Source organism: Phycisphaerae bacterium, from assembly GCA_018003015.1.
Lineage (GTDB): Bacteria > Planctomycetota > Phycisphaerae > UBA1845 > PWPN01 > JAGNEZ01.
Genome location: JAGNEZ010000009.1, coordinates 85,138 through 108,010, shown reverse-complemented (window position 1 = coordinate 108,010; position 22,873 = coordinate 85,138). Strand labels below are relative to the sequence as shown.

General features: G+C 63.6%; 13 protein-coding genes. 8 read left to right on the top strand and 5 right to left on the bottom strand.

Annotated features, from left to right (window positions below):
- Positions 1-152 precede the first annotated feature (152 nt).
- The 3 genes from carB to KA354_06270 are packed head-to-tail and all read left to right on the top strand — an operon-like array spanning position 153 to position 7,142.
- The gene (gene carB, locus KA354_06280; GenBank protein ID MBP7934240.1) at positions 153-3,353 is read left to right on the top strand and encodes a carbamoyl-phosphate synthase large subunit; all 3,201 of its coding nucleotides are present in this window, start codon (positions 153-155) and stop codon (positions 3,351-3,353) included.
- A 48-nt stretch (positions 3,354-3,401) separates the two neighbouring features.
- Complete coding sequence (locus tag KA354_06275; protein MBP7934239.1) at positions 3,402-6,626, top strand: hypothetical protein; 3,225 nt, start codon at positions 3,402-3,404, stop codon at positions 6,624-6,626.
- A 45-nt stretch (positions 6,627-6,671) separates the two neighbouring features.
- A complete protein-coding gene (locus tag KA354_06270; protein ID MBP7934238.1) occupies positions 6,672-7,142 on the top strand; it encodes a GNAT family N-acetyltransferase in 471 nt (156 codons plus the stop codon).
- Positions 7,143-8,116: 974 nt separating this feature from the next.
- Here the strand turns inward: KA354_06270 and KA354_06265 are convergent.
- The 3 genes from KA354_06265 to KA354_06255 all read right to left on the bottom strand — a co-directional run bounded on the left by KA354_06265 (position 8,117) and on the right by KA354_06255 (position 13,349).
- The gene (locus KA354_06265; protein MBP7934237.1) at positions 8,117-8,668 is read right to left on the bottom strand and encodes a hypothetical protein; all 552 of its coding nucleotides are present in this window, start codon (positions 8,666-8,668) and stop codon (positions 8,117-8,119) included.
- Between the two features lie 345 nt (positions 8,669-9,013).
- Positions 9,014-10,867 (bottom strand): MFS transporter, encoded by a 1,854-nt coding sequence (locus KA354_06260; protein ID MBP7934236.1) that lies wholly within the window; start codon positions 10,865-10,867, stop codon positions 9,014-9,016.
- 130 nt (positions 10,868-10,997) lie between these two features.
- A complete protein-coding gene (locus tag KA354_06255; protein MBP7934235.1) occupies positions 10,998-13,349 on the bottom strand; it encodes a glycoside hydrolase family 127 protein in 2,352 nt (783 codons plus the stop codon).
- Between the two features lie 474 nt (positions 13,350-13,823).
- Here KA354_06255 and KA354_06250 point away from each other — a divergent pair, with 474 nt between their 5' ends.
- The 4 genes from KA354_06250 (at position 13,824) to KA354_06235 (ending at position 19,281) form a co-directional block, all read left to right on the top strand.
- Positions 13,824-15,371 (top strand): 2-isopropylmalate synthase, encoded by a 1,548-nt coding sequence (locus KA354_06250; GenBank protein ID MBP7934234.1) that lies wholly within the window; start codon positions 13,824-13,826, stop codon positions 15,369-15,371.
- A gap of 122 nt (positions 15,372-15,493) precedes the next feature.
- A complete protein-coding gene (gene aroE, locus KA354_06245; protein ID MBP7934233.1) occupies positions 15,494-17,089 on the top strand; it encodes a shikimate dehydrogenase in 1,596 nt (531 codons plus the stop codon).
- Positions 17,090-17,134: 45 nt separating this feature from the next.
- Positions 17,135-17,947 (top strand): class I SAM-dependent methyltransferase, encoded by an 813-nt coding sequence (locus KA354_06240; protein MBP7934232.1) that lies wholly within the window; start codon positions 17,135-17,137, stop codon positions 17,945-17,947.
- Between the two features lie 107 nt (positions 17,948-18,054).
- On the top strand, positions 18,055-19,281 hold the full coding sequence (locus tag KA354_06235) for an argininosuccinate synthase (protein MBP7934231.1): 1,227 nt from the start codon (positions 18,055-18,057) through the stop codon (positions 19,279-19,281).
- A gap of 110 nt (positions 19,282-19,391) precedes the next feature.
- Here KA354_06235 and bioD read toward each other — a convergent pair whose 3' ends face one another.
- On the bottom strand, positions 19,392-20,129 hold the full coding sequence (gene bioD / locus KA354_06230; protein ID MBP7934230.1) for a dethiobiotin synthase: 738 nt from the start codon (positions 20,127-20,129) through the stop codon (positions 19,392-19,394).
- A 288-nt stretch (positions 20,130-20,417) separates the two neighbouring features.
- Positions 20,418-21,593 carry a flavodoxin-dependent (E)-4-hydroxy-3-methylbut-2-enyl-diphosphate synthase gene (gene ispG, locus KA354_06225; protein MBP7934229.1) on the bottom strand — a complete coding sequence of 392 codons (1,176 nt, stop codon included), beginning with the start codon at positions 21,591-21,593 and terminating at the stop codon, positions 20,418-20,420.
- 144 nt (positions 21,594-21,737) lie between these two features.
- Between ispG and KA354_06220 the strand changes: the two genes are divergently transcribed.
- Positions 21,738-22,856, top strand: a complete 1,119-nt coding sequence (locus KA354_06220) for a peptidylprolyl isomerase (protein ID MBP7934228.1) — start codon at positions 21,738-21,740, stop codon at positions 22,854-22,856.
- Positions 22,857-22,873: the final 17 nt, after the last annotated feature.

Genomic DNA, 22,873 nt, shown 5'->3' with positions numbered 1-22,873 from the left:
GTATGCCCGGAGAGTGATAGGTCTGCGCCGCGTTTCTCGCCCCTGAAGGCGACCGGTGGTTTGCGATCTATTGGCGAACAGGGTCGCTTCCGCTAGTATTCCGGCACGAAACCAGGGTGCGTCTCACGTCCTGCAGACAAGGAGCGGCTTTGATGCCCAAGCGGAGCGATATCCACAAGGTCATGATCATCGGTTCGGGGCCCATCATCATTGGGCAGGCCTGCGAGTTCGACTACTCAGGCACCCAGGCATGCAAGGCTCTGCACGGACTGGGCTACAAGATTGTGCTGGTCAACTCGAATCCGGCCACCATCATGACCGATCCCGGCATGGCCGACGCCACCTATATCGAGCCGCTCACCCTCGAAGCCATGACCGACATCATCGCCAAGGAGCGGCCCGACGCCCTCTTGCCCAATCTCGGCGGCCAGACCGGCCTGAACCTGGCGTCCGAACTCGACAAGGCCGGCGTGCTGGAGAAGTACGGCGTTCAGATCATCGGAGTTCAGGCTGATGCCATCGAGCGTGGCGAGGATCGCATCGCCTTCAAGAACACGATGAACAAGCTCGGCATCGACATGCCCAAGAGCACCGCGGTCTATTCGGTCGAGGATGCCGAGAAGGTGGCTGCTGAACTCGGCTACCCGGTGGTGATCCGACCGGCCTACACCATGGGGGGTACCGGCGGTGGTCTGGTCTACAATGTCGAGGAACTGCGGACTGTCGCCAGCCGTGGCATCGTTGCCAGCCTGATCGGCCAGATCCTGGTCGAGGAATCCGTGCTCGGGTGGGAGGAACTGGAGCTCGAGGTGGTCCGGGATGCCAAGGGGCAGATGATCACTGTCTGCTTCATCGAGAACGTGGACGCCATGGGCGTGCACACCGGTGACTCCTACTGCACCGCTCCCATGCTGACGATTGCCCCTGAACTGCAGCAGCGACTGCAGAAGCACTCCTACGACATTGTCGAGGCGATCCAGGTCATCGGTGGGACCAATATTCAGTTTGCCCACGATCCCAAGACCGGCCGGGTTGTGGTGATTGAGATTAACCCTCGCACTTCGCGTTCCTCGGCCTTGGCATCCAAGGCCACCGGCTTCCCGATCGCCCTGGTGTCGTCCAAGCTGGCGGCCGGACTGACTCTCGACGAGATTCCGTACTGGCGCGACGGCACGCTCGACAAGTACACACCCTCCGGCGATTATGTCGTGGTCAAGTTCGCCCGGTGGGCCTTTGAGAAGTTCCGCGACGCTGAGGACAGGCTTGGCACCCAGATGCGGGCCGTCGGCGAGGTCATGAGCATCGGGAAGACCTACAAGGAAGCTCTGCTCAAGGCGATCCGATCCCTCGAAAACGGCCGCTACGGCCTGGGCTTCGCCAAGGACTTCAATCGCCGCCCGTTGGACGAACTCCTGGCCATGCTCCGCGAGCCGTCCAGCGAGCGACAGTTCATCATGTACGAGGCCCTGCGGAAAGGGGCAACGGTCGAGCAGCTCCATGAGCTGACCTACATCAAAGCCTTCTTCATTCAGCAGATGAAGGAACTGGTCGAGCTCGAGGAGATAGTCCTCCGGTACAAAGGCCGGCTTCTGCCCGACGACCTGCTGACCCGGGCCAAGAAGGACGGCTTCGCCGACCGATACCTCGCCGGGTTGCTGGGCGTACCGGAAGCGGACATTCGGAAGCGGCGGCTCGCGCTCGGCGTGGTCGAAACCTGGCAGGCCGTGCCGGTCAGCGGGGTGGAGAGCGCCGCCTATTACTACTCGACCTACAACGCACCCGACGAAGTCTCCGTCAGCGGTCGGAAGAAGGTTATGGTCCTTGGTGGTGGGCCGAACCGTATTGGCCAGGGTATCGAGTTCGACTACTGTTGCGTCCACGCGGCTTTCGCCCTGCGCGATCTGGGTTACGAGACCATCATGGTCAACTGCAACCCGGAGACCGTTTCGACCGACTACGATACCTCGGACAAGCTCTACTTCGAGCCGCTGACCGTCGAAGACGTGCTGAGCATCTACCGGAAGGAGAAGCCCGAGGGTGTGATCGTCCAGTTTGGCGGTCAGACCCCGTTGAATATCGCCCAGGAACTCGCCGCCGAAGGGGTCCGCATCCTCGGCACGAGCCCCGATACGATCGATCTGGCCGAGGACCGCGACCTGTTCCGCCAGATGATGGACCGCATGGGCATCCCCATGGCCGAGTCCGGAATGGCCAGCACGCTGGATGAGGCTCTGGCCATTGCCGGCCGCATCGGCTACCCGCTGATGGTTCGCCCGTCCTACGTGCTCGGTGGTCGGGGCATGAAGGTCGTTCACAACGACCGGATGCTGCGCGAGTACGTAGCCGCGGCCGTCGATGTCACCCCGGAGCGGCCCATCCTCATCGACCGGTTCCTTCAGGACGCGACCGAGGCCGAGGCGGACGCGGTTTCGGACGGCAGGGATGTGCTCGTGCCCGCGATCATGGAGCACATCGAGCAGGCCGGGATTCACTCCGGCGATTCCGCGTGCGTGATCCCGCCGATCAGCATCCCGGAGAATCACCTTCGTACGATCGAGGACTACACCCGGCGGATCGCTCGCGAACTCGGCGTGGTCGGCCTGATGAACATGCAGTACGCGATTGCCAGGGACGTGGTCTATGTCCTGGAGGCCAACCCTCGGGCGTCGCGGACCGTGCCGTTGGTCTCGAAGGTCTGCAACATACCGATGGCCCGCCACGCCACCCAGCTCATGCTCGGCAGGAAGTTGGCCGACCTCGGTCTGAAGGGGGGTACGATCCGCCACTTCGGTGTCAAGGAGGCGGTGTTCCCGTTCCTCATGTTCCCGGAGGTCGATCCAGTGCTCGGGCCGGAAATGCGCTCGACCGGCGAGGTCCTGGGCATGGCCGACAGTTTCGGCCTGGCTTTCTACAAGGCCGAGGACGCTGCCAAGCAGACCCTGCCCACCGAGGGTACGGTGCTGATTTCGGTCAACCGTGACGATCAGCCGGCCATCTTGCCCGCCGCCAGGCGGTTCCAGGAGCTTGGCTTCCGTATCCTGTCCACCGAGGGGACGCAGATGTTCCTGACCGCCAACGGTGTTAAAGCCGAGCCTATTCGGAAGCTCAAGGAAGGCCGGCCCCATATTCTGGACGCGATTACCAACCGGGAGATTCAGCTGGTGATCAATACACCGGCGGGTGAGCAGAGTCAGCGTGACGACTCCTACATACGCAAGTCAGCGATCAAGCACAAGATACCGTACATCACCACGATCAGCGCTGCGCTGGCCTCGGCTGAGGGCATCGCTGCTCGTCGTCGCGGCAGAGGTGGAGTCAAGTCACTCCAGGAGTACCATGCCGACATTCAATGACCGCCTGCCGTTGCCGGCACGACTAGTCCGTGGATCAGGAAGGTTTTCATGCTGCCGTTCCTTGCCGCCGCTCTGTGGATGTCCGTTATTCCGACAGCCTCGGCGGATTATGGGCGTTCGTTGGTCGAAGTGGGTTGGGAGGCCCGCTTCAGCAGCAGCGAAGCCTGGCGGTTGGAACCGTGGCTCGTTCACAGCCCCGACCACCAGTCCGGCGCCGCGTTCGGCGACCGAGGAGGAGTCTTCTCCATTTCGGCTGCGGGCAAGGCCATGGCCTGGACCCGGACCACGTGCCCGGTCTGGATCGAGGCGTTTCCCTGGCTTGCCGTGGATTACGAGCTTCAGGGACCGGAGCCCGAAGTCGACATCCTCCTCAGCGATGACTCCACGGGGCCGATCACCCCTGGCGCCCTCAATCCGGAAAACCCCCTGGCCAGCGGCGGCCGCACCCGAATCGACCTCCCGGCAACGGGGGGGCTGCATCTCGTCAACCTCACCGGCCTGCTCAAGTCCGACCGCGTGGCACGAGTCAGCATCGTCCTGCGCGGCACGCGGGGACCGGCGACATTCAGACTCCGCCGGATAGCCTTCCTTGCCGCCGATCCGCGAGCCACGTCGACGGACCTTGCGCCCGCCCCGGCAACGGCTTGGCCGCCAGCCTCTCCTGCGGCGTCGCGGGTGGCCGCGGGTGCTTGGCTGCCGATCGGGTTGGCAGTTGGTCAGCCGGTCAACCAGGGCTGGCTGTCTCGTGCTCTCGGCCTGCGTTGCTTGTGGTCTGACGGGATGATCTTCGAACAGGGTGGTGCTCAGTTCCGCCTGGGCTCGGCAGCTCGGGCAGCCGTTGCCACCGCCGTTGACGCAAGCCACAGTCTCGTACTGGAAGGTCATTGGCGAGGATGCGAACTGGCCTTGCTCCTGGCGAGCCGCGTCTTCGGCACAGGTTCCCCCTGGCCAGGCACCGGATCGGTGCGTTCGCGAGGGCCGATCGTCTCCCCTCATGAACTGGTCGTCCACTCGTACTACGATGATGGTTCGCGACGCTCGGCCATGCCCTGGTCGCTCACCCGGCGCGAGGCTTCGGTGAAGACGGTCCCCGAAGCATACGTTGTTCCCCTCGACCCCGATCACACCCTGATCCGCATTGAGATCGAAGATCGCATGACCGCTGGTCAGGTCTTTCTGCTGGCCGCGAGTGTTCGCCCGCCGAATCACCCGGCCCTGCATCCGGTGGACGCTGCCCCGGCACGTCGGCCTTTGAGCCTTCCGGCCCCGGCCACGACCGAGACGTCTGCGCGGCTCGAAGCAGACACGTTGTTCATTCGGAATGCCTGGCTGGACCTGGTCGCCGACGTGCAGGCTGGTCTCAGCATCCGTCGCCTCGAGATCGTGCCGCTACAGCGGGAGGTGATCGCGTCATGCCTATCGCCCGCTACCCTGCTGGAGATCCGCGACGACAAGGGACAGCTGCTCGCCCTGCATTATCGTGGAGGCCGCATCAGCCGCCGGGAAGCCGGCACTGTGACCGAACTCGCATGGGCGACGGATGGCGCGGATACTGGTTTTGAGGTGAACCTGCGGCTGGAGGCAACCGATGACGGCCGGATCCGCCTGACGCCTGCGCTGTCCAGCCCGGTCGCCCCACCTCGGAATATCACCGTTTGTTGTCCGCGCCTGGCCGGCTGCCGCATTTCCACCAATCCCGAGGAGCGATGGTATCTCCTAGGTACGCGGAGCACCGTCCTGGACCATCGCCCTGTGCGGGTTGATCAGCTTTACGGTGGGGCGTTCCCGCTGCAGTTGATGGACCTCTTCAGCCCGACCGACGGCGGGGGGATCGGACTTGCGATCGAGGATGCTTCCCTGCTGCCCAAGACGTTTCATTTCAGCCAGGATGCAGACGCGACGGCCATGTCGGTCGAGTACCCCCGAATGCCAGTTCCGGCCAACGGGAAGGTCACGCTTCCCCCTTGCATCCTCTTGACTCATCTCGGCGATTGGCACGACGCCTACGATGTGTATCGCCACTCGATCCGAGCCCTGGTTGAGAATCGGCGCGCTGGCGGCTTCGGTCGTCTGTTCTACTGCCGCCGGGACTACCCCCTGGGTGGCACAGACTACCTGTTCGATGTTCACGCCTCCAGGTACAGGACACAGTCCCTGGTCAACGAATCCATCCGCTGCTTTGGCGGCGTCGACATGATCGATATCTCCGGTTGGGCCTATCACGAGAAGACGGGCAGAGTCGGGGAGTACCGCACCAACGATTTGGGCGGGCTGGCGAGGCTGGGCGAGGCCGTCGAGGCGGCTCACCAGCGGGGCGTCCAGGTCGGCCTGTATTTCGAGGGGTACCTGATCGATCGGCGGGCGCCACTGGCGGCTCGGGCCCTGCCCGCCTGGCAGATCCTCGACGCCCAGCAAAAACTGATGTGGTGGCCCGGCGAGATGGAGTTCTACGCTTGCCCCGGCGTGGCCGCCTGGAGGCACGAGCTCTCCCAGGCCATTGCCCACGTAGCCGCCGACACCGGGGCGGACGCCGTCTATGTGGATGAGTTCGGTTTCGCCGATGCCGCAAAGGCCTGCTGGTCATCCGAGCACGGCCACTCCGTTCCGTCCAATCCCCTGGTCGAGGAACAGGCCATGCTCGCCGAGATCCGCTCCGCCCTCGATCGCCGCGGCCTGCGAACGGCTATTTACATCGAGCAGTTGCCGTGCGACGCGACCATGGGCCTGGTGGATGGAGCCTTTGACTACGGCATGTCCGGCGAGGATTCCGCTCGCCATGTAGCCCGGTTGCCCCTGTCGCGGTTCGTGTTCCCCGAGGTTGTACCCATCGAGATGGTCAGCCAAGGCATCCGCCCGGTACCCGTCACCGAGGACGACTTGCACCGCTGCCTGTTCCACGGCCTGGGTATCTGGCTCAAAGGCCGCGGCGACTCGTGGTATGCGCCCGGCTTCCAGGAGACTGCCCGGCGCGCCCGCCGGATCCTGAGCGATCACGCGGCGACCTTCCGTTCGTCGGACTGCGAGCCGCTCGTGCCCACTCTTGTCGAGGGTGTCTACGCCAATCGGTTTACCACTTCGTCGGAGACGATTCTCACGGTCTACAACGGGCGGTACACGGACGTGAAAGGTGATCTTCTCCGTCTGCCCCACTCTGGTCAGGTTCGAAGCCTGTGGAGCGGTCGGGCTGTCGCGAATCAAGACGAGGGCGGATCGTGGGTACTTCGAGGACAGGTTGCTCCGCGCAGTGTCGAGGTGTTCCTTCTGTCGCCTTGAGTATTGCCTGCCGTGGTGCCGGGTGCTTGACAAGGACCGACCATCATGCTGATCGAGAGCATGAGAGCCGAGGATATTCCCGAAGTGAGCGACCTGCTCAAGGCTTGCTTCCGCTGGCTGGCCGAGCGCGAGCATTTTACCGCGGCGCAGACCGCATTTCTGGTTGATGAGCGTTCGTCGGTCGAGACGGTTGGCGAGGAATCCAGGAGCCGCCCGCACCTGGTTGCTCGCGAGAAGGGTGTGATTCTGGGTGTGGTCGCGGTCAAGGACAACGAGATCGCCCGGCTTTACGTTCACCCTCGCTATCACCGGCGAGGCGTTGGCAAGGCCCTGTTCGACGCTGGCGTCAACCTGATATGTGCCGCCGGCCATCGCGAAGCCACTGTGGCCGCCCTCGTGGACAGCTCCGCCGCCTTCTACCGGTCCATGGGCATGACCGAAACCGGCCGGCAGGTCTACGAGCCCGACATCTTCCTCGGCCGGGAGGTCATCCTCCTGGCCAAGGCGATCCAATGAACTTCCCAAGCAGGCTCTCCCTTCTGTTGGTCGATATCGAAACGACCACGCTCTCCTGCTCTGGATGCCGCGAAGACGGCTGTCACCTTGGATTCCGCCGGAGGCTCGGCGCCAAGGGAAGCCAAGGCGAGTTTTCAGCGGTTACAGGCGAAGTCACCCATCTACGCCGTAAGGGACTGTCTGGCAAGACGGCGCAGGCTGAGCACGGTGCTATTATGTAATACCGAGGGGCAGAAAAGTGCCCCCAGCCTTTGGCGCGGCCAGGGGCTCCCCCGCTCAGCAGCGGATCACCGCTGCGGAAGGACTTCATGGGCGGCCAGTCCCGCGGCTGTGTCGTTTTCCGGTGATTCTCCCAAGTACCATTGTGCCGACAGGGCTGATGGAATTCAACGCGGGCCTCAGACTCTCCATCGTTGTGCAGATCATCTGTACGGCCGCTCCTGCGTTGTCGCCTGTAGAGTGTTTCCGGCAAGAGGCCGGAAACGGCCATGGTCGTTGTTTTTTTCGGGAGGGGGCAGAACAGCTGATCATGTTCGGGGCGCCCGCGCGGTCTGTTTCCCGCAATCCGGTGGCCGAGGATTCTCCAGGCCCATCGGGCAGGTGATCGCTTGGAGGGCGAGCGAGACGGGGATTGCCTCACTACTATCCCGGCGTTTCTGACGGTGTAGGGTTTGCCCAATGCGATGATGGCGGCGGATGCCGCAAAGAGTGGCGTTCTCTACCCGGACGCGGTCGCGAATGACGACCGACGCGGTGGGCACGATCCCGGTTGCGGCAGCGGCCGCACTGATCCTCCTACCGCCGCCCATGGGCCAGCGGCTGCTCAGTCAGCGATTATTCAGCCCTCAGGCGTTGGCTCAGTACTCGGTATCTCTGCTCAGGTTCGCACAAGGGTGCTTCGCGCGTACGGCCACATGGGGGGCGAGATGCGGGGGTTCGCGGCGCATCCAGGGTGCTCGAAATGCGAGCAACGGTCAAAGCTGTCCCCACGGCGTGAACGTGACCTGGCAGTTGACCTCCATGGTAAAGTCGAGGTCCGGGTCGCCATGGTATCGTTTGTCCACTCGGACCTTCCATTTGGCAGGTGACCCTTGTCCAGTGGCAAAGTCGGGAGCCAGGCCCACAAGCGTTGCCTGGTATTTATGGTACGAAATGAACTTCAGTTTCATCGGCAGGTAACTGGTCGTCCCCCCGCCGTGGCCGTTCTGGAGCATGGCCCACGCGCGCACATCATCCAGTTCCTCGGGATTGTAGGTGCCGTCGCCGTTGGCGTCGTTGACGAAATCGAGGGACTTGGTGGTGGTGAAATCGACGGTGAAGGTCGTGGGTCGGTCGGGCCGCGTCCACTCGGTCAGGTCGAACCAGTAGCTCGGTTCGCCGACCGGGAATGAATAAGCCGGGAACGTGACCGTCTTCTGGTTCCAGCTGGTGGGTGACGGCCAGCACGTAGGCCCGCCCACCGCGAAGGTGAGCAGCCCCAGGCACAGCAAGGCCGCCGCAGAGGATCTACGGATTCTCGGGTACATGAGGATATCCTCCTGTTCGGTTATGGACCCAAGGAGATGAACCGGTACTGCTTATCCGATTTCCCATGTGACCTTGCCCGGTTACGCGGCCGGGTCGTTTTCCACCATTATACTACCGCCCCCTTGTTACACCTACCCCGGTTTGGAGGGTTCTCCAGTTCTGCAGGTTGACGCCAGCCGCTCGCCGGGGTGCCAAGGGGGCTTCTCGGTCTTGTTTTCGGGTTGGGCGGAGGACGGAAAGCGGAGTAGGGGAGTAGTGGAGAGAAGGCCGAAAACCGAAAGGCGGCCCGACGACGCGCGCCGAAATCCTCCGTCGCCACGCGCCGTATCGGTTTGGCCGAGGACCTACGCCGCCTGCTTCTTACGCCCGAAGTCGGACGGGATCTTGACCAGGGCGGCGACCAGGAAACCCGGGATGGTCGACAACAGGACCCAGACGAAGAAGTGCTGGTAGCCGATGGTCTCCTGGAGCCAGCCGCTGTACATGCCCGGGATCATCATGCCCAGTGCCATGAAGCCGGTACAGATCGCGTAGTGGGCGGTCTTGTGTTCCCCCTCGGCCAGCAGGATCATGAACATCATGTAGGCGGTGAAGCCGAAGCCATACCCGAACTGCTCGGTTGCGACCGCGGCACTGATCAGGTACATGTTCTCCGGCTGGGCGTAGGAAAGGTAGACGAACGCCAGATCCGGCAGGTGCATGATGAGCACCATGGGCCAGAGCCAGAAGCGCAGACCCTCCCGGTAGATGACATACCCTCCGAGCAGACCGCCGACCGTCAGGGCGGCAATCCCTACCGTTCCGTAGGCCACGCCAACCTCGCTTGTGGTCAGGCCCAGGCCGCCCACCTCGCGGCCGTCGAGCAGGAAGGGGGAGACCATCTTGACCAGCTGGGCTTCGGCGAATCGGAAGAACAGAAGAAAGAGAATCGCAGCCAAGATTCGCTTCTTCTGGAAGAACAGCGCGAAAGTACGGAAGAACTCCCCGAGCGGACTGCTTTCGGTTGTGGACAGGGAGGGCCGGTCGGCCGCGGGATAGGGCAGGATGAACCGGTGGTAGATGCAAAAGGCCACAAACACCGCCGCCAGAACCGCGAATACTGTGCTCCATGCCAACGGGATGTTCCCGGCGGAGGCCTGGAACGTGGTGGTCACCTCCTTGTCCAGCTTGGGATCGACCTGGAGGACGACCCGCGCCGGCCGGTTCCAGTTCTGGTCGGTGAATGCCAGCCGTGCCCCTTCGATCGCCTCGATATTCTCGTCACCTCTGGTTCGGCTGACCACGACCGCGACGGTCTGGCCCGGTTGCGGTGGCCCCGAAAGGCGAATGGTCGCCGTGGCGAGGCTTCCGGCTCGCTTGTCGGTGCTCTTGCGCGGGTCACCGAAGTGCTTCTTCAGTGATTCCTTGAGCGGCGTTGCCACGCGTCGAGTCCAGAAGGAGGGCTCCTGTTTCCCGCCGGTTTGCGGGGCTGGGCAGAAACCGTTCTCGATGTTGCTCGACCGGGCCTGTTGCAGAAGCTCCTGGAGCACGGCCTTGTCCGGCGGCGTCAAGCCCATTTCCACGCGGGCCGATTCGACGACGATGTGGACCGGACCGTCGTCGGCGGCGGGACTCGGCGGCGTAGTCGGCGTGGAAGTCGTTGCGGCCACTTGTGTCCTGGCCATGACCTGGAACTCCACCGGTGGCAGACCGCTGTGGCTTTCAATCGCCCCGGCCAGAATCACCAGCAGGCCCTGGGAGGCAATGGTCGCGATACGATAGAACGTGCTGCGTACGCCCACGAAGGCGGCCTGCTGATGCTGTTGAAGGCCAAGCATATAGAATCCGTCGGCCGCGATGTCATAGGTCGCCGAGCTGAAGGCCAGCAGCCAGAAGAAAGCGAGCGTGTACTGGAAGAACCTGGGCATCGGGATGGTAAGGGCCACGCAGGCGAGGAGTGCGCCCAGGAGGATCTGCATCGCCAGCACCCACCGCCGCTTGGTTCCGAACATGTCCACAAAGGGACTCCACAGCGGTTTGAGGGCCCAGGGCAGGTAGAGCCAGCTCGTGTACAGGGCAATGTCCGTGTTGGAGATTCCCAGCCGCTTGTACAGGATGACCGAAACCACGTTGGCCATGACGTACGGAATGCCCTGGACGAAGTACAGCGACGGGATCCAGGCCCAGGGGTTGCGTTGGGTTGCGATCGCCGGAGTCATGGGCGTTCCTCGCTGGATGCAGTGTATCTTGTCTTCATGATTGCCTGCTCGGTGTCTCATCGGCCTTGTGAGAGGGGCGAGGTCTCGCCCTCACAGGAGATCGGCGGGACGACGCACGCGCGATCCGCTGCTACGGTACTCGCCACTCCAGAATCCCCCCGCTCATCCCATCCTGGAGTTGGACCTCGATCCGGAGCGTCATCGTAGGTACCGGAGTGAACGTCACCCGGTTGAACTGGTCGCGCTGGACCGGGAATCCCGCCGGGGCCTGCACTGGTTCCCACTGGTCGCCCTTTTTCCAGAGCAGCTTCCAGGACTTCGGCACGCGGCAGCCTCCCTGGGTGGTCGAGTCATCGAACCAGTACACCTCGGCGGAGGAGACCATCTCGGGGCGCTCGAAGCGGTACTCGATCCACTCCTGAGTGCCCTTATTCGGCCACCAGGTGAACCGCGGGGCGCCGGTGTCGTTCGAGTGCGCCGGCATGGCCCCGTCATTCACCGCGGCGACCGTGTCACGTTCCCAGCATCGGGAGGCGATGACCTTGGCCCGGGTTGCCTTGGTCGGCGGAAGCGACGCCTCGGCCAAGCCGGTGGCCTCGGGGATCCAGACGACCATTTCGCCCGGCTCGCGGTTGTCCCAAGCGTAGTACGGCACCGCGGTCAGCTTCGCCTTGGCGGCCTCGCTCGCTTTGCCGTACAGCGCCCCACCCCAGTCGGCCCGGCCGGCCGCCAGCGCATCCGCGGTAATCACCACCACCCCGTCGAGCAGCTTCGGCTCCAGCTTCTCGGTCAACTTGGCTTCTCGGGGAAGTGCCGCGTTGCGGACTCTGCCGGCGTTGTCCGTGCCCTCGAGGCAGTAGACCAGCGGGCCGCGCTCGATGGCTACCCGCCCGACGTTGCCCTTGATCCGCGGGTCCGACTCCACTCGCCGCGCCGGCATGGCCAGATTGAGGTCGATCACGTCCCCGCTCTTGAACTCCCGGCAGAGGGGCAGGTAGCCCTTTTCCGGCTTCACCCCGGCAATCTCCCCTCCGTTCACGCTGACTGCGAAGGCCTCGCACCACGCGGGGATGTGCAGATTCACGCTGAAGCTGGTGGGCTTGGCCGTCTCCAGCTTGATCTTGACCTGACCGGACCAGGGATACTGGGTCTCCTGGACCAGCCTCACCTCGTTGCCCGCCAGCGTCATCTTGGCGGTGCTGGCCACATAGAGATTGACCCAAACGCCCTTGTCGTTCTGGGCATAGATGTACCCGCCCAGCGAGGGCAGCCAGCGAACCACGTTGCTCGGGCAGCAGGCGGTGCCGAACCACGCTTGGCGATGGTGCCCGCCGCGGCTGGCCAGCGGGTTCACGTAGAAGAACCGGTCGCCGCCCAGCGAGACGCCGGCCAGGGCCCCGTTGTACATGACCCGCTCGAGGATGTCGGTGAACCGCCCGTCGGCATGCAGCAGCAGCAGACGGTGGTTCCAATAGCACATGCCGATCGCGGCGCAGGTCTCGGCGTAGGCGGAGTCGTTGGGCAGGTCAAAGTCGGCGGAGAAACCCTCGTTGCGGGCCTCGGCCCCGATGCCGCCTGTCAGGTACATCTTGCGGCCAGTGACGTTCTGCCAAAGCCGCTCCATGGCATCGTTGTAGCCCTGGTCGCCGGTCATCGCGGCGATGTCGGCCACGCCGCTGTACAGGTACATGGCCCGTACCGCATGCCCCACGATTTCTCTCTGCTCCTTGACCGGCAGATGGGCCTGGCGGTACTCCTCCTTCGGGTTGCGCTCCTGGCCGCGGATGGCGACGAACCTCTCCGCCAGCTTCCGGTACTTCTCGTTGCCGGTGGCACGGTAGAGCTTGACCAGGGCCAGTTCGATCTCCTCGTGGCCCGAGTAGCCAATCAGCTTGCCCGGTCCGAACACATCGTCGATATGATCGGCCATGCGACAGGAGGCCTCGAGGAACTTGCGCTTGCCGGTCGCCTGGCAATAGGCCACCGCCGCCTCGAACATGTGGCCGGCACAGTACAGCTCATGCTTGACCGGCAGGTCGGTCCATCGCTTGCCGGGCTCAACCAGCGTGTAGTAGGTGTTCAGGTAGCCGTCCGGCTGCTGAGCCGAGGTGATGAGGTCGATGATCTCATCGGTCTTGGCCTCCAACTCCTTGTCGGGGTGCAGAGCCAGTGTGTAGGCGGCGCCTTCGATGACCTTGTAGACGTCGGAGTCGTTGTAGTAGATTCCCTCGAACTTGCCCTCCTTTCTCTTGCCGGCGACGGCGAAGTTGTCGATTCGTTTGGTGTCCTCGCACAGTTTGATGTTATGGGGCAGGGTGACCTTCCGGTTGGTTTCGATCCGCGGCAGCCAGAACTCGTCCTGGATCTGGACTTGGGTGAAGGGCACGGCCTGCAATCGGGCATGCGAAGGGGGCTCGGCCCGCAGTTGGAGTCCCGCGGCCAGGGTCATGGCCACCGCCATCACAAACACACTGGGTTTCATAGACACCTCGAAGGATCGTGGTTGAGGGGCCGGACGAGCCCAGACAGCAGCTGTCCGTTCCCGTGGGCAGGATACACCAGAGCTTGGCCAGCCGCTACCCGGCCCGGAAAACACGAATTCACTTGTTGACAAGCGTGGCTCGAGCCGATATGATCCCCAGTATGATGTCGGTTTCGGCCTATAACTCGACCTTGCGCGTGAGCGGGGCAGCAGAGCTGGGGCTCGCCCTTGGCCTGCTGCTTGTTGGTCTGCGCGTAGGGTCTTCGGCCGGCTGACCGAAAGAAGAAGCTGGAATCGAGAAGCCCTACGCAACCAAGCGTGGGGCTTTTTTCGTTGGTGAGTTCAACTGCCGCCTCGCCGGGTGACCGGTGGGCTGGTAACCCCGGTGGACCCGGGGTAACGTGTACGCCTAAGGGAGTTGGAGGTAGACAGGCCATGAGCGCGAGCGAGCCGTCGGGAACGAAAGATCGGCCCATGATCCGCATCTTCGATACCACGCTCCGGGACGGGGAGCAGTCTCCGGGAGCGTCGTTGAACACCACTCAGAAGCTGGAGATCGCCAAGCAGCTCGAGCTCCTTAACGTGGACGTCATCGAAGCCGGTTTTCCCATCACCTCGCCCGACGACTTCGAGGCCGTCCGGCAGATCGCCGGCGTGATCAGGAACAGCGCGGTCGCGGGACTGGCCCGCTGTACGGAGAAAGACATCGTTCGGGCCGCGGAGGCAGTCAAGGGTGCGGCCAAGCCGCGCATCCACGCTTTCTGTGCGACCTCGGCCATTCACCGCCAGTACAAGCTGAAGCGAGCCGAGAAGGAGATCATCAAGCTGAGCGTCGAAGGCGTAAAGCTGGCCAAAGGCTTCGTCGACGACGTCGAATTCTCGCCGGAAGATGCGTCCCGGACCGAGTTGCCCTTTCTGGCCGAGGTCGTCGAAGCCGTCATCGAGGCCGGGGCGACGACGGTGAACATCCCCGACACTGTAGGCTATTCGACCCCCGATCACTTCGAGGACATCATCAAGTATCTCTTCGCCAACGTGAAGAGCATCAGCAAGGCGGTCATCAGCGTCCACTGCCACAACGATCTGGGTTTGGCGGTGGCCAACTCGCTGGCGGCCGTTCGGGCGGGTGCTCGGCAGGTCGAGTGCACCATCAACGGCATCGGCGAACGGGCGGGGAATGCGAGTCTGGAAGAAGTCGTCATGGCCATCCGCACCCGGGCCGACGTCTTCCGGTGTCAGACACGGATCAACACCAAGCGGCTGTATCCGCTGTCCCGCCTGGTAAGTGCATTGACCGGCCTGCATGTCCAGCGGAACAAGGCCATCGTCGGGGAGAACGCGTTTGCCCATGAAGCCGGCATCCATCAGCATGGTATGCTCGCTCACCGGTCCACCTACGAAATCATGAATCCTGAGGACGTGGGCATTACCGCCTCGACGTTGGTGCTCGGCAAGCATTCTGGCCGGCATGCGCTCCGCGAGCGGCTGATGCAGTTGGGTTTTGATCTGGACGACAGCCGGCTGGATCAGGTGTTTGCCCAGTTCAAGAGCTTGGCCGACCGCAAGAAGGAGGTCTTCGACGAGGATCTGGAGGCGATTGTCCGCCAGATCCTGGACGAAGCCGACGATGGCCGGGCTTGGGAACTGGTCGCCCTGCAGACGACTGGCGGAACCGGCGTCGTGCCAACCGCGACCGTTCGTCTGAAGAACCACCAGAACGACGAGGTTGTGACCGACGCCGCCACCGGTGACGGGCCGATCGACGCCGCGTTCACCTGTATCCTGCGCATGACCGGCGTGGATGCGGTGCTCAAGGAGTATGACCTGCACGCCTTGACTGGTGGGCGCGACGCCCAGGGCGAAGTCCAGCTGGAACTCGTGGCCCGCGGCAAATCGTATCGCGGGCGCGGCCGGTCCACCGATGTGATCGAAGCCAGCGCTCTGGCGTTCCTCAATGCCGTCAACCGGGTCGTCAGGGGGCTTGCCAAGGCGCTTAGTCCGCCCGCGGCCGCCAAGGACTGACAGCGGGATCTACAGCGGCCCGGGTGTTGACGATAGCATCCAGCGACCATACCGGATGAAGTGGCCTCCTCGGTCAGGCGGAGACAACGTTGACCGGGGAAAAGAAGTCAGCAGGTGACCCCATGACAACAAAGCTCTGCGTTCCGTTGACAGCGAATACGTATGAGCGCATGGCCGCCGACATCCGGGCCGCAACCGCTGCTCATGCTGACATGATCGAACTGCGACTGGACTACCTTCTGGATCACGACCTGGCGTCGGTCCGCGGCCTGATGGACGCCGCCCGTTCATTTCCGGGCGAGATCATCGTCACCTGCAGACCGGCCGAGGAGGGTGGCCGGTGGGAAGGCGACGAATCGCGGCGGGTGAGCCTCATGGAACTGGCCGGGCTGTGCGGCGCTCATTACCTGGACTTCGAGTATGAGGCCTGGCGGCGGAGTGCCAGTATCCGCCAGAAGATCGGCCTGGTCTGTGATGTGAATGCCGATAGCGGCCGCCCGCGCGCCCGGCTCATCCTGTCCAAGCACGACTTCGAGAGGACCCCCGACGGCCCGGCATCGATTCTCGCCGACATCGCTCGTGAGCCGGCCCATGTTGTCAAGTTGGCGTGCAAGGCAAACAAGATTACCGATTCGCTGCTCATGCTCGAGGCCCTGCGGGCGTCTGCCGCTGTGCGCCCGACCATCGCCCTGTCCATGGGTGAGGCTGGGATACTCACCCGCGTTCTGGCCCGCAAGTGGGGGGCGGCGTTGACGTTTGCAGTCTTGGAAGCGGGGCAGGAGAGCGCTCCCGGCCAGATGCCGGTTTCGCAGCTGCGCGAGACGTACCGCTGGGGCGCACTCAACGCCGAGACCCGTGTCTACGGCGTCATCGGCTGCCCGGTGGCACACTCGATGAGTCCGGCAATCATGAACGCGGCGTTCGGCGAGGTTGGCCACAACGGCGTCTACCTGCCCATGCGGGTCGAGCCGGACTACGCCGACTTCAGGGCCTTCGTCGACGGGTGCCTGCGCCGGCCATGGCTGGACCTGCGGGGTTGCAGCGTGACCATTCCACACAAGCAGAATCTGCTGCGCTACGTTGAGGAACGCGGCGGCCACATCGAGCCGCTGGCTCGCCGGATCGGAGCGGCCAATACGCTGTCTGTGGAGAAAGGCACGAAACCGGACGGCTCCGACGCCCGAGTCTCGGCCTACAACACCGACTACCGGGGGGCGATGGACGCCCTGATGGCCGGCCTGGCCGGGAGGGGCGATCTTGGCGATGCCGCCGTGGTCGTCCTGGGCGCCGGCGGAGCGAGCCGGGCAATTGTGGCCGGTCTGCGCGACGCTGGTTGCCGGGTGACGATCTGCAACCGCACCGCCGACAAGGCCCGCGGACTGGCTGACGAATTCCAGGCCACCGCACGGCCGTGGGAGGATCGCGCCCGGCTCGAGGCCGACGTGGTCGTGAACTGCACCAGTATCGGAATGTGGCCAAAGGTGGACGACTCGCCGCTGCCCGGTGGTCCGCGCTCGGGCAACATGGTCGTGTTTGACACGATCTACAATCCGATCGAAACCCGGTTGCTCCGCGATGCCCGAGAGTGCGGTTGCCGCATCATCGACGGCGTCGCGATGTTCGTCAATCAGGCCGCCGCCCAATTCCAGATCTGGACCGGCATTCCCGCCCCAATCGCCACGATTCGACTTCACCTCGTTGAGCGTCTCGGCCGCTAGTGCCGCCTTGACGCTTCGATTTCGGACTCCAAAGGAGGTATAGGCATGCAATCAGTGGACAGGCGACGTTTCGCCCAGATGGCCGAGGATTACGACCAAATGGCCCCCTTCCTCGTGCCCATGTACGAGTTCCTGCAGCAGGAGATGATTCGCCAGGTGGATCTGGTCTCGCTGGCAGGCCCGCGGGTGATTGACCTTGGTGCGGGCAGTGGTCGGTTGCTGGAGCGGATGCTGACCGTGTGCCCGCGTGCCTCATGTTACTGGGTGGATTCATCGGAGGCGTTTCTGGCGACCGCCCGGCGACGGCTGGCGAGGTTCGGGGGCCAGGTGACCTACGTGCTCTCGCCGATGGAAGAAGACTGGGTTAGCCGCGTGTCGGCACCTGTGGACGTCATCTTCTCCATGTCCGCCATTCACCACCTCGAGCCCGACGAGAAAAGGGCGGTCTATGCCCGCAGTTTCGATCTCCTCGCCGAGGGCGGCTGGTTGCTCAACACCGACGAGATGAAGGGTTTGGACCTGGACGCGTACCTCGGGAGTCTGAACGTGTGGGTACGGTACGTGGACGAGCAGATGCCCCATGTGCCGCCCGAACTGCAAGGGCACGCCCGGCAGTGGGGGGAGCACTTCAGGAACTGGCGACGCCGCAACGTTGAGCGTTTCGACCGGCCGAAGACCAAGGGCGATGATCTGCACGAGCCGTTCATGGATCAAGTCCGCTGGCTCAAGGAGATCGGCTACGTGAACGCGGACGTGTTCGTCAAGTACCATCTCTGGTGCATGGTGGGGGGACGCAAGCCGTGGAAGGTACCGGCCAGGCAGCGTGACTGTCGTCCGATGCAGGCCGTGCCGCTCTGATCGTGGAACCTGCGGGGCGACGCTTCGGGGGCACGCTGCTGGACATGTGCGGGCGAGGAGCGGATAATCCCCGCTTTCACGGGATCCGATGGAAGAGGAACATCAAAATGGCACAGAATCCTAAGAAAGTCGTTCTTGCGTATTCCGGTGGTCTCGATACCAGCGTCATTCTGCCCTGGATCCGCGAGAACTACGGTTGCGAGGTCATCGCCTTCGCGGCCGAGCTGGGTCAGGGGGATGAACTCAAGGCGGTCCGCAAGAAGGCCCTCAACAGCGGGGCGAGCGAGTGCGTGATTCGCGATTTGCGGTCGGAGTTCGTCAGCGATTTCCTTTGGCCGATGCTCAAGAGCGGGGCGGTCTACGAGGGCCGGTACCTACTGGGTACTTCTATCGCCCGCCCGCTGATCGCCAAGGAGCAGGTCAAGGTTGCCCACGAGTTCGGGGCCGACGCCGTCGCCCACGGGGCAACGGGCAAGGGCAACGACCAGGTGCGCTTCGAGGTCACCGTTATGGCCCTCGATCCCAAGCTCAAGATTATCGCCCCCTGGAAAGACCCCCGGTTCAAGCTCCGCAGCCGCGAGGCGGCCGTGGAGTACGCCAGCGCCCGGGGCATCCCCGTCGATCAGACCAAGAAGAAGATCTACTCCCGGGACCGCAATCTCTGGCACATCTCCCACGAGGGCGCCGAGCTGGAGAGCACCTGGAACGAGCCCAAGGACCAGATGCTGGTCATGAGCGTGCCGATCGAGAAGGCGCCGAACAAGGCCGCTTACGTCGAGATCGACTTCGAGGCCGGCGTGCCCGTGGGGCTCAACGGCCGGGCGATGGACGGTGTCAAGATCATCGAGAAGCTCAACGAGCTGGGCGGCAGGCACGCCATCGGGCAGGTCGATATCGTCGAGAACCGCCTAGTGGGCATGAAGTCCCGCGGCGTGTACGAGACGCCGGCGGGTACGATCCTGTACGCCGCCCACCAGTCGCTCGAGCACGTCTGCCTGGATCGCGACACGTTCCACTACAAGCAGGAAGTCGCCCTGCGCTACGCGGAGCTGGTCTACTACGGTCTCTGGTACGCACCGTTGCGCCAGGCTCTGGATGCGTTCTTCAACACGACGCAGAAGAACGTGAGCGGCACGGTGCGGGTCAAGCTGTACAAGGGCAACTGCCGCGTGGTCGGATGCAGGAGCCCCTTCTCCCTTTACATGCCCGACTTGGCCAGCTTTACCATGGGCGATGAATACGACTCAACCGATGCAATCGGCTTCATCCGCTTGTTCGGGCTGCCTGCCAAGGTGAGCGGGATCGTCGAGCGACAGAAGGGGAAGAGGAAGTAGAAATCCGAAACACCAAGAACGGAGGGAGGATCTTCGGGGAGTCGACACGAGCATGACCCCGGTTTGGGGCCTGCGGCTTTCACTGGTCACGAGCAGAGGGCAGCGGGCGGTCACGGCGTGCGGTTTGCCTTTCTCTGTTGCCCGATCGCATGATTGACAAAGTCGCGGAGCGGGTACAGAACGGACTCGCCGATGATTCCCTGGCGAGTGTCGGTTCGGGCATCGAACGGCACGATCAGGGGAATGGGCATTTTCGCCAGCCGGCCGATGACCTCGGGATTGGTCTCCTCCGCCAATGTGGCCGATCCCGGACGGTAGCCGTTGATCACCACGGCGGCCACGGTTAGCTTCCGCGCTCGGGCGGCCTCTAGGGTCAGCAGCGTGTGGTTGATCGTCCCCAGTCCAGGACGAGCGACGATGACCAGCGGCAGATCGAGACGCCGGGCCAGGTCGGCCATGGTGTTGTCCCGGTCGATGGGCACGAGCAGGCCGCCGGCCCCCTCGGTGATAATCCAGTCGGACGATTGCCGGAGCCGCCCCCAGCTCTGGTCGATAGCTTCCCAGTCAATGGGTTGTTTGCGCCATTCGGCCGCCACCATGGGGGCCAGGTCGCCGGCGTAACGGACCGGATTGATCGTCGCCAAGTCCTCGGCGGCATCTGCGCAGTGAGCCAGGAACTCGGCATCCTCACACACCAGCCCCAGCCTCATGTCCCGCCGACAGCCGGTAGCCACCGGCTTGAACGCTCCGACGCGCAGACCCGCCGCCCGGACCAGCATGGCCAGTGCCCCGCCAATCACTGTCTTGCCCACACCCGTATCCGTGCCCGTCACGAACCAGCCGTTCATGGATCGTACTCCAAACCCTCGAGGTCGTGTGCATTGTAGGGGCGAGTGTGGGCCGACCGCCAATCGCCGGACCGGGCCGGGGCCTTGGCAAAGGCACACCCCGGAGGGGCAGAACAGTGGAGGATCGCAAGCATCCTTTGAGGTTGAGCTCTCTCCACATCCGTGTTTTGTCTTCATCCACCGAGCGAGAAGAACAAGTCTTGCGACCGCTGTGGCGAAGACTCCGGACTGACAATCAAGAGGTACCCGACATCATGATGCGTGGGCATCAGCCCCGCGGCCGGACGGTCACGCCGGGGTGATGCTGACTTCGCCCCGCGACAGTCGGGCTTCCCCGCGTTCGACCCGGGAGGCGAAAGCTCGGGCCTCGTCGTAGAGTGCCTCAACAATCTGGTCTTCGTTGACGCTCCGGACCTGTTCTCCCTGAACATAGATCACGCCTCGGCCCCGGCCGGCAAAGACGGCGACGTCCGCCCCCTCGGCTTCGCCCGGGCCGTTGACCACACAACCCATGACCGCCACTTTGATCGGCGTTTTGAGGGATGCCAGCTTCGTCCGGACCTGGGTAACGAGTTTGAACAGGTCCACCTCGATTCGCCCGCAGGTCGGACAGGCGATCAGTTCTGGCTCCGTCCTGCGCCGGAGGCCGAGACTGCAGAGCAACTCCTTGCCGTCCTCGACCTCGTGGATCGGATCGGCTGCGTACGAGATGCGAATCGTGTCTCCGATCCCCTCGGCCAGCAGGGATGCCAGAGCGGCGATCGACCGGATCCGTCCCGTTTCTGGCGGCCCGGCGTGGGTAACGCCCAAATGCAGCGGGTAGTCGAACCTCCGACTGATCGCCCGGTACGCGTCGATTACAGTGATCGGATCCGGGCTCTTGGCCGCCAGGACAACGTCGCGGAAGTCGTTTTCCTCGAAGATGCGGATGTAGTCCTCCATCTTTCGAACCATCAGTCCCACGAGATTCGATCGATCGGCGGCCAGACTGTCCTTCTCCGCCGCCCGGAGCTGTTTGTCCTGACGCTCGACAATGCTGCCTTCATTGACGCCTACTCGGATGGGGATGCCCGCATCGTGGCAGGCCCGGATGACTTCGTTGACCTGCCTGCGATCCTTGATGTTCCCGGGGTTGAGCCGGATCTTGTGCGCGCCGGCCGCGATGGCCTCCAGAGCTCGCTGGAAGTGAAAGTGGACGTCGGCAATGACGGGCATCGGACTCTGCCGGACGATCTCCTTGAGCGCCTCCGTGTCCTTTCGGTCCGGCACGGCCACTCGAACCACATCGCACCCGGCGGCTGCAAGCCGGTTGATCTGGGCGATTGTCGAGTCCACGTCATGGGTGTGAGTGCTGGTCATGGACTGCAGGCAGATAGGCGCGTTGCCGCCCACGTGGACGTTGCCGATCTTGACCTGCCGTGTCAACCGGCGTTTGAAGCTCCGTTCCGAGGGTTCATGGCTCATAGGACCGTAGGTCTCCGTTCGCAACTGCCGAAGAGAGCATTATAGGTGCGTTCGGCGGGCACGTCATGGTCCCCTTGCCAACCGGCGAAAGGGGGAGTGAAATGGTGTGCCTCAGGCCGTCATCGAACGGCCGTGGAGGTCGCCATGGATCGAGTCAAACACACGGGTCTGGTTGGATTCATCGCCCTGACGACAGGGCTCGTCTGTTGTTGGCTGGGCTGCGCCACGCAGGAGAAGCCGGTGGGCACGCCGGTGGAGCAGGTTCTGGAGTCTCCCCAGACGCCCGCGGACCCCAAGCCGGGCCCGGCTCCATCACCCGCGCCGCTGGCGAGTGCTCTTTCGGTTGCCTCTGACCCGGCTTCTTCCCCAACCACCCAGCCGGGCGAGGTCCTGGCCCTGGTGGACGGCACGCCTATTTACCGATCCGAAGTGGATACACTGCTCTATGAGTGCCATGGCCTGACCATCCTGGAACATCTCGTGCTGCTCAGTGCGGCCAAGAAACGGGCTGGCGAGCTGCAGCTGAGCGTCACCGCCGCCGATGTGGCCGCCGCTCATCAGGACGCTCTTCGCCGGCTGGCCTCCCCGCTGAGCGCCTCCAACGGCCCAAGCATTGATGCCGCGACCGCTCAGACGCTTCTCGATCAGTTCCTGGCCGCCAAGAACATCTCCGCGCGCGAGTGGCAGCTGCGCATGGAGCAGCGGGCATACTTGGCCAAGATCGCTGCCGCCGAAGTGGCCAGGATGGAGATCACCGAGAAGATGCTCCGTGAGGAATATGCCTTGGCTTACGGCGAGAAGGTCCAGGTGCGTCACATCCAACTCGGTTCGCTGGCCGCGGTCACCAGGGCGAAGGCCCTGCTTGCCAGCGGGAAAGACTTCGAACTGGTTGCCCGGCAGTTGAGCGAGAACGAGTTCAACGCGGCTCGAGGCGGGTTGGTCTCACCGTTCACGCGAAATGACCCGGGCATTCCGCCACTCATCCGCGAGACCGCTTTCAGCCTCAAAGAGGGCGAAGTCTCAACCGCCATCCATGAACAGAACACCTATCACCTCATCAAGCTGGAACGTCGGTTCCCCGCCAGCAACGCCAGATTCGAGAGCGTCGGCAAGGACGGGCTTCGCAAGAGCCTGAGCGACCGGCTGAGCCGCGTTCGGCAGGAGACGCTGGAGAGTGAGCTCGCTCAGTCAGCTGCTGTCGACATCCGCGAGCCCGCCCTGGGCCGCGCTTTCGCGCAGAAACGCAGAGTGGAGAGGAAGTAGGGAAAGCGCCAACTCCT